This window comes from Arsenophonus sp. ENCA (assembly GCF_002287155.1).
Lineage (GTDB): Bacteria > Pseudomonadota > Gammaproteobacteria > Enterobacterales > Enterobacteriaceae > Arsenophonus > Arsenophonus nilaparvatae.
This window is the reverse complement of record NZ_NHNG01000530.1, coordinates 1-7,457: the sequence shown is the minus strand read 5'-3', so window position 1 is coordinate 7,457 and position 7,457 is coordinate 1. Positions and strand designations below refer to the sequence as shown.

The following is a 7,457-nucleotide window of genomic DNA, read 5'->3' as shown; positions in this document are numbered from 1 at the left end:
ATTATCAGCAGCGAGGGCGAACAGGTGGCCTAGCAACCAACGGTTGTTCTCAAATAACGGCCACAGGGCATCAGGCATCGTGAAGGTGCCATGTTGAAAGGGAACGTCAGGAAGACGCGCCATCATAGTGGCGATCCAGATATCGGTGGCCTTTTTGCCGCAGCTCGGGCATCCCCGACCTTTACGAGGCTGTCGCAAAAGAGGTAGTATCATGTTTTTAATGATTTCAATATTTTGATTTTAAAGAAAAAATTAAATTATTTTTATTGTAAATACCCCTTTTGCGACAGCCTCATTTCTCACGCGGCACCAGTCTTGCCAGCTTGGGGATAAACTTCTCACACACCATATGCATCATCAGCACCACGATACCCAGCAGAAAACAGGGGTAGCCCAATGCGCCGAACAGGGCGGAAACCATCGTTTTCTTGCCTTCCACAATCTGGCTGGCACGACGCAAAGCATCGGAGAGCTTGCCGGAAAGAATGCCGGAACCAATCAGGGTGGCTTCCTGAACCGGTACCCACTCGAGCAGTACCTTTTCAAAAGCCCCTTGCCCCTCATCCAGCGCAGAGAGGCAATCGGTCAACAGCACGGCGTAGGGATGATGTTTGCGGCCAAAATCGGTGACAACGTTGCGCATATCGATAAAGGCTTGCTGCAATGATTTGTTGTTATCCAGCAGAAAGGCCAGCATGTCGTAGAAGGCAATACGGTCTTTGGCGGAAAAGGTTTTTTGGTAAATCCAGCGGATGGTAGTGTCAACGTGAGGTTTAACAGCGAGAAAATCGATATTTAATCGAAACGACATATTTTACTCCAAAAAATGGTCGGTGACTTGAAAATGTCTTATATGACCCCCATATTTTTATTGTTGAAGTCAACTTTGATCTTCGACACACAGACCCTCAAGGAGGGCATATGACTTCTTATCGTTCTTTATCTCTAATTCCTACCTTCAGTAATTATCTTCCTGATCGCATTACCCAAATGGATCGGCTGTTTAGTCGGCTAACTGGTGAAAAGCCCCTTGGCGATAATCCAGCTTATAACCTACGTCAGAAAGACAAGAATCATTATGAGCTAACGTTTAGTGTGCCGGGTTATTCACAAGATGAATTGGAGATTTCTGTGCATAATCATCAGATAACCATCAGTGGTAAAGCGAGCGATGAGAAAAATGAATCAGAAGATGAAAAAGAAGGTGTTAAATGGTTACATCAAGGCATTAGTAAAAATGGATTTTCTGTAAATTTCAGCCTTGAGCATCGAATAACGATTCAGCAAGCGACGCTAGATAAAGGATTATTAGCCTTGCAATTTATCTACGAGATCCCTGAACAGGAAAAACCGCAGAAGATTCCAATTGGCGTTCAAAATGAATCCGGGTGTGTCATTGAACACAACGCTGCTTAATCATAGTGCCCCTAATTGGGGCGCTTTAACTTTCTAACGGCAACAACGTATAACTGTCCTCATCAATCGGGCAAATGAAATGCGCCGCCAGTGGGTCAACCTCTCCCGCATGGATATAGTGCAAGACGTGCTGATTACGCGTCATGCCGCCAAGCTGACGATGCCAGTAGGTTTTCGCCGCTGCCTTGCTTTTTGTCCGGTACAGTTCAAAAAATTGTGCATCCGGGGCGATCACTTCGGCTACCACAATCCGCCCGACAATCCCGTGATAACAGTGTTCGCAGCCTTCAAAATGGCGCATAAACACCTTTTCAGGCTGGCAATGGTGTTCAATCAGATCGCGATCGTCCGCCTCAAGCTGCCCGGCTACCCGGTGATAAGGCACTTTGCAGTGCGGGCATAAGCGCTGTACCAGTCGTTGGCTTATCAGCCCAATCAATAACTGCGCATCGGCCAATAGCCGTGCGGATACCCCTTCTATTTCCAGTCGTTCAAGGATATTCAGGCCATCATTGGCATGCAGTGTGGTCATCAGAAGATGCCCGGTCATCGCCGCTTTCAGTGCGGTGATGGCAGATTCCAAATCGCGGATTTCACCGTTTAAAATCGCATCCGGATCGCATCGCAAGGCATAGGCCATCGATAGCAGCCATGCGCGTTTGATTTCTTCGGTGTTTTTCTTATCAGCGATGATCGGCGTCTGGATTGCGCCATAAATTCGGCCTTCGGGGGGGTCTTCAATGGTTAACAGTCGCCGTATCGGTAATTTGTTGATATAGCCCCATAGCGCAAGATAAGCGGCGGAGGCGGTGCGTAGTGTGGTGGATTTCCCGGATCCGGTTGGCCCGGATAAAATCATCATCCCTTCGGGACGGCGCAACAGGCGTTTCAGTACCCGGACTTGATCGGGCAGGAAGCCCAAGGATTCAAAATCCGTTACGGCATCGCCATCATCCTTAATCAGGCGCATCACCACATACAGCCCGCCGACAGCAGGCATATGCGCATAGCGGGCACCAAATATTCCCAGCGGTTTTAAAAATCGTTCAGCAATGCGGCCATCCTGATGAAGATTGGGGTAAAACTGTTTCTCGGTGACGTCACACATCGACAGGATAATGGTGGATGCCAGCGCCATCCCTTCGTCCTTGTCGATGCAGTCCAAACATTGCAGTTCACCGTGCACCCGCGCTTCAATATAGCAAAACTGACCGCCATCGCGTCCGACGGTAAAATGCACGTCAGACGCCGATAGCGCAATGGCCTTGCGGAAGTAGCTTAATACCCGCTGCTGGTTAACGCTATGAGTCGGCTCATTAGTCGATTGCGGTATCGCTACGTTGGCGATTTCATCCAGCGACAGGCTGGCCCAGCGGGTACGCCCCGGAAAGGATTTCTGTACCCGGCTGACAAAGTGCTGAACCTTGAAATCCTCGCGGTAATTGAGGCTGTCGCAAAAGAGGTAGTATCATGTTTTTAATGATTTCAATATTTTGATTTTAAAGAAAAAATTAAATTATTTTTATTGTAAATACCCCTTTTGCGACAGCCTCTAATTGTCCGCGATAAAAATATCAATCATACCGTCCTCGGCCTGTGTCACCCGCACAAAGCGGGCGATATCGGCATCGGGTTGCGGAAGCGTATTTAACATCACTCTTTTTCTCTTTATCAATAAAATGCCAATGTGCGTTTATCGTTGCCGTCAGCAACCCGGACTTCACGGGCGCTAATCGCCTCAACCCAAAAACGGGTACCGGGGATCTGCTCACCCTGCCGCAGTTCTGCCCGCTTGCCATCGGAAAGCACCAGACGTGCCATCAATTGCTTGCCACTGCCGTAAATTTCTTCTACTGACGGTAAGCCCCCAGTACGGGGTAAAATCGCCAACTCACGGCCATTGAGTGGTAAATTCGCTGGCCGGGTATCAATACCACTGTCTTCCAGTTCGCGTTGAATGCGGGCGCGGGCAGCTTTGGCTTCCAGCATGACGGTTTCGGCCTGTATCTGCTCTAACCATTGCAGGGTGTACTCTTCCATCACGGGCGGTTGCGGCAGCGGTGTTTCGGCATAGGCTACGCCACTTAACCACGCGGCGATAAACAGGACGCGCTTATGATTTTGCATATAATTTTCCTTCCATCCGGTAACTTAATCGCCCCTGATTGAGCGTGATCGTGATAACGGTCAGGCGTAAACCCAGATCGTCCAGTTCATCAAACAACAGGGTTGGGGGGATGGCGGTTTCCAGTGAAAAACTAAAACTGCGCCACGGCATAATCAGCGCTTCGCCATTAGCGCTCACCTGACGGTTGTCGTCTTCCTGTAGGTTAATCGGCAGGCGCATCCGTTGCGCAAAGGTGGTTAATCGCTGTATCTGGTTATCCGCCTCTGGCAAGGCGCGGGTATCCGGCGACGCGGTGAAGGTCACGGGCTGGCTAAAGCCGCCGGTATCGCCCTGACCTGGCAAATTGAAATACGGTGTCGTTTGCCCGGCGTAAACCTGCTTTACCCGGTAAGCGAAATCGCCCACGGTGGCCCCAACGGGTTTGCTGTACGCCAGTCGTAGTGTGCCTTCCTGTGCGCACTGCGCCTCTTTAAAGCGCCAGCCTGCCAGCGACAAGGGGATTTTTTGCCAGCGTTCGGCACAGGCGTTAATAAACGGCATCAGTCGCGGTGTGTCATGCCACGGTGAGCGCAGAGCCGGGGAGGTTTGCACTTGTTGCTGTGCCAGCCATGCTGCCCGTATTGCTTCCTGACGTAACGTTTCTTGATGAGTTTGAACCCCGTTCCAGCCAAAGTAACCGGCCAACATCAGGCAGCACAGGGTGAACAGGCTTAAAAATCGCCGCTTGCGTGATGTCGCCTGAAAGCGGGCACTGGCTGGAAAACGAAGCCCTGCCAGCAAACCGTCTAAATCAAAAGGCTGGCTATCGGTGACGTTCCAGTCTGCCGGGGCGAAAATCTGCCAGCCGCCTTCCGGCTCACGGTTAAACTGGAGAAAGTTTTTTTGCGCCTGCGCGATGGCGGCCTTGTCGCCGACCACATCGTTAATCAGCACCCCGTCAATGCTGCTGACAAAGCCGTAATGCGCCTTGTCTATCGCGATAATGGCGTAGCCGCTGCCTTTAAGTTGTCGGGCGATGAGCAGTGCCAGTGCGTAACCGTCCTTGCAGCCTTTAGGCAATGCCAGCTTTGCCCAATTGATCAGCCCCATCACCCACTGCGGATTTTTCTGGCTGTCCCGATAGCGATAGCTGACCACGCGATCAGCCCCTTGCCGTCGCGCTTCGCTTTTAACGTTTTTACCCGCCCGCAACGTCACGGGAAGCCAGTCTATGCCGGCCAGAAAAACGCGGCGACCTCGCACAATCGGCGTCGCGGTAAATAGCGGTGTTGTCGTCATTGTTATCCCTCCTGCGACAGAACAGGAGTAATAAGCACAACCAGCATTCGATCACCATCTTCTGCCTGCTGACCGCCGCCTAACCCAAAGAACCCCGGTTGGCCGACGCCCTGTTTGCTTCCTTTACGGCTGGCCTGCTGAAAGCCGGATAACACCAGTGTCTGGCCGGTTTTCATTTTCACGCGCTGGGTAAAGGTTTTTAGTTGCGTATTGAGCAACTCGACCGAGCTTTCCCCGGAAGTAAACGTACGCCGGGTAGGAGGTTCAGAGAGATTAATCGCAAATTGCAGTAACAGGTGTTGACCGTCCGGCATGATATTCGGCAGCAGATTGATATAAAAGCCGGTGGTAATGGTGGCGGGCTGAATCGATGTGGCGGTGCCGACATTCGCTGTGGACTGTGTTGTCACCTGTGCGACATAATCCTCCTGTTCGGCTACCTGCATAGCGACCGGCGAAAGATTGGTGGTGGTATTCGATTGTTGGGTAACGACACTCACTTTAGCTTGCTCGGCAAGGGCTTTAAGAAAGACTTTTGACCCCGCCAAACGCCCGTCTACGACCGAGAAGCCGCCATTCATGATATTGCCCGCCGCGCCGCCAAAGGCTTGACTGAGCGACAACCCCAAACGGCCATTGTTAAAAACGGCGTTCCAGTCCAGTCCTAACTGGTCTTTTTGCCGTTTTTCAACGCTCAACACTTCAATATTGAGCACCACTTGCCTGTCTAATGTCTGGTTACGCTCGTCAACAAAACGCTCAACCGTATCCAGCACCCGTGGCACATCGGTGACGGTCAGATTACCGGCGGACAGGAACATACGCCCCAGCCCCGGCGTCAGCATCGATTTTACCGCCCCCTGTAAATCCGCATACAGGGATGATTTTATGGTGGTTGAGGTGGATTGTGACGTGGTGGCATCGCCACTCAGCGCATTTCCACTCTGCCCGCCGCTGTTACCGGCTTTGGAGGTGGTGCCACTGACGACTCTGGATTGGTAATCGGTCTGTGAATCCATAAAATTCAGCGTAAATGACCGGGTTTCCAGCGCGTAGATAACTATCTGTCCCGATCCATAGCGCCACGACACACCAAGGCGACTGGCAATGGTGTCAAGCAGCCCGGAAAGTGGGCCGTTCCAGTAAAGCCCGTTCAGATTCGCGCCGGTGTTAACCGCCGCTGGCGCAGAGGATGAGGCCATCCCGATGGCGGCCAGCGGCACCATGCCATTGACATCCGGCGGCGGGATATCGCCTTTTATCTGCTGGGTCTGACCGCCAGAGACACCGCCCAATAGCGTTAATGCGTCCGGCGTGACGGAAACGGGAATACGGCAGACGCGGGTAATGCGCTCAGAGACATCATGCAGGCTGAGTGAGCCTTGCCGGTTAATCGTAATGGTACAAGGTGGAGTGGCTTTTTTTATCGTCGCCCGGTCAATCATCGGCGTGGGATTCACCCACTGCTGGGGCGCTTCGCGTAATACTGGCGATGGCGAGGTCAGCTTTTGCATCTGCTGCCTTGCCTTTGCATCTGTCACCTCACTGTTTTTCATGTTTTGATTAATGCGCTCAATACTGGTGCAACCGGACAATGCTAGTACCACCAGTAAAGGCGCAGCAGAAAAAATTGCTCGCATAGGATATCCTTTGATAAATGGAATGCGTTATTTACGAGAAGAAGAAAATGAGGAGGAATAAGATGACATCACATGTTGCGCTTTGCGCAATCGCGATCCCTCCATCGACTGAAATCGAGAGTTTCCTTGCTGGGGAACGATGAAGCGGAATTCTATTATTTCGTTATGTAGAGATGTTAATGCGATTCTTGGGGTAACTAACAATGAACGTTAAAATTAATTAACCCCAATATTAATTGGTTGCCATTGAATTACATTTTATCAGAGATGTGACAAATAAAAACATGAAACACAAAAACTTTAATTTTCTCGCCTAATTAATATAAACAATTGCTCCATCGGGGATACGTGCCGGTAAGACAATTTGCATATCACGCCCACTATTATCCAAAAGACGGTGATTTTTTACGCTGCCCAATAGCGCAGAATCGCGGGTTTGGGTTTTGAGTGCCGTCATTAATCCCGGTGAAAACGGTTGCCAGACAAAAACACGTTGTCTGGCAATCACATGCTGGATGGGTGAATGCGGCGTGATACCGATTTGCGCCGCTGTTAGCACAATCTCATTGGGATTCTTAGTTACATGAGGGTGGAGATAGAGATAATCATTAATCGCGTTGATATAGTGAACCGTCTCTATCGCCTGTTGCGTCGTGGTGATCGTCATTTCGGTACTGTTGAGATTGTCCGCATGCTGATGCTGATAAAATCCAGCCAGCGATAACGACACCAGAAGAAAAGAAAGTAGTGACTTGCTCCCACCACTAAATCAAAACTGATTATAGTGGGGGCTTCTTATGACCCCTATTAGCTCATGCCAATAGCTTTCGTTGTAGCACCAGCACTGACAGGTATTGCTACAAGGGAACTCTTTACATAATCGCTATGCCCTAGCGAATCAGCTAATCCTTGATGACAGATATTGATCGCAGCGTTGATATCTCTATCATGCTCTTTTCCACACTCAGGACAAAGCCAATAACGTATTGATAGAG

At 50.5% G+C, this 7,457-nt stretch carries 8 protein-coding genes and 1 pseudogene; 1 reads left to right on the top strand and 8 read right to left on the bottom strand.

The features are described 5' to 3' along the window. Together CBG25_RS13825 and CBG25_RS13820 are read right to left on the bottom strand one after the other, a co-directional pair. A pseudogene (locus CBG25_RS13825) lies at positions 1 to 177 on the bottom strand (transposase zinc-binding domain-containing protein); the annotation flags it as partial. A gap of 115 nt (positions 178 to 292) precedes the next feature. Continuing rightward, on the bottom strand, positions 293 to 811 hold the full coding sequence (locus CBG25_RS13820; protein WP_290607332.1) for a type II secretion system F family protein: 519 nt from the start codon (positions 809 to 811) through the stop codon (positions 293 to 295). 110 nt (positions 812 to 921) lie between these two features. On the opposite strand from CBG25_RS13820, the gene CBG25_RS13815 reads away from it, so the two are divergent. Continuing rightward, a complete protein-coding gene (locus tag CBG25_RS13815) occupies positions 922 to 1,416 on the top strand; it encodes an Hsp20 family protein (RefSeq protein WP_290607330.1) in 495 nt (164 codons plus the stop codon). Between the two features lie 25 nt (positions 1,417 to 1,441). Here the strand turns inward: CBG25_RS13815 and CBG25_RS13810 are convergent, their stop codons facing one another. The 6 genes from CBG25_RS13810 to CBG25_RS13785 all read right to left on the bottom strand — a co-directional run. After that, positions 1,442 to 2,677, bottom strand: a complete 1,236-nt coding sequence (locus tag CBG25_RS13810; protein ID WP_290607334.1) for an ATPase, T2SS/T4P/T4SS family — start codon at positions 2,675 to 2,677, stop codon at positions 1,442 to 1,444. A 410-nt stretch (positions 2,678 to 3,087) separates the two neighbouring features. Next, positions 3,088 to 3,543 carry a type IV pilus biogenesis protein PilP gene (gene pilP / locus CBG25_RS13805; RefSeq protein ID WP_290607328.1) on the bottom strand — a complete coding sequence of 152 codons (456 nt, stop codon included), beginning with the start codon at positions 3,541 to 3,543 and terminating at the stop codon, positions 3,088 to 3,090. Further along, entirely contained in the window at positions 3,530 to 4,822 is a 1,293-nt protein-coding gene (gene pilO2 / locus CBG25_RS13800; protein ID WP_290607326.1) for a type 4b pilus protein PilO2, read from the bottom strand. Before pilO2 ends, pilP begins: the two co-directional genes overlap by 14 nt. 2 nt (positions 4,823 to 4,824) lie before the next feature. Then, positions 4,825 to 6,462, bottom strand: a complete 1,638-nt coding sequence (locus CBG25_RS13795; protein ID WP_290607324.1) for a PilN family type IVB pilus formation outer membrane protein — start codon at positions 6,460 to 6,462, stop codon at positions 4,825 to 4,827. A gap of 313 nt (positions 6,463 to 6,775) precedes the next feature. Continuing rightward, positions 6,776 to 7,192, bottom strand: a complete 417-nt coding sequence (locus tag CBG25_RS13790; protein WP_290607322.1) for a type IV pilus biogenesis protein PilM — start codon at positions 7,190 to 7,192, stop codon at positions 6,776 to 6,778. 77 nt (positions 7,193 to 7,269) lie between these two features. Beyond that, the coding region (locus tag CBG25_RS13785) for a zinc ribbon domain-containing protein (RefSeq protein ID WP_290604511.1) at positions 7,270 to 7,457 on the bottom strand (188 nt) is incomplete at its 5' end.

What these genes read in the sequence shown, in the direction of transcription:
- CBG25_RS13820 (WP_290607332.1), bottom strand. Translation starts at nt 811, where the DNA reads ATGTCGTTTCGATTAAATATCGATTTTCTCGCTGTTAAACCTCACGTT.
- CBG25_RS13815 (WP_290607330.1), top strand. Translation starts at nt 922, where the DNA reads ATGACTTCTTATCGTTCTTTATCTCTAATTCCTACCTTCAGTAATTAT.
- pilP (WP_290607328.1), bottom strand. Translation starts at nt 3,543, where the DNA reads ATGCAAAATCATAAGCGCGTCCTGTTTATCGCCGCGTGGTTAAGTGGC.
- pilO2 (WP_290607326.1), bottom strand. Translation starts at nt 4,822, where the DNA reads ATGACGACAACACCGCTATTTACCGCGACGCCGATTGTGCGAGGTCGC.
- CBG25_RS13795 (WP_290607324.1), bottom strand. Translation starts at nt 6,462, where the DNA reads ATGCGAGCAATTTTTTCTGCTGCGCCTTTACTGGTGGTACTAGCATTG.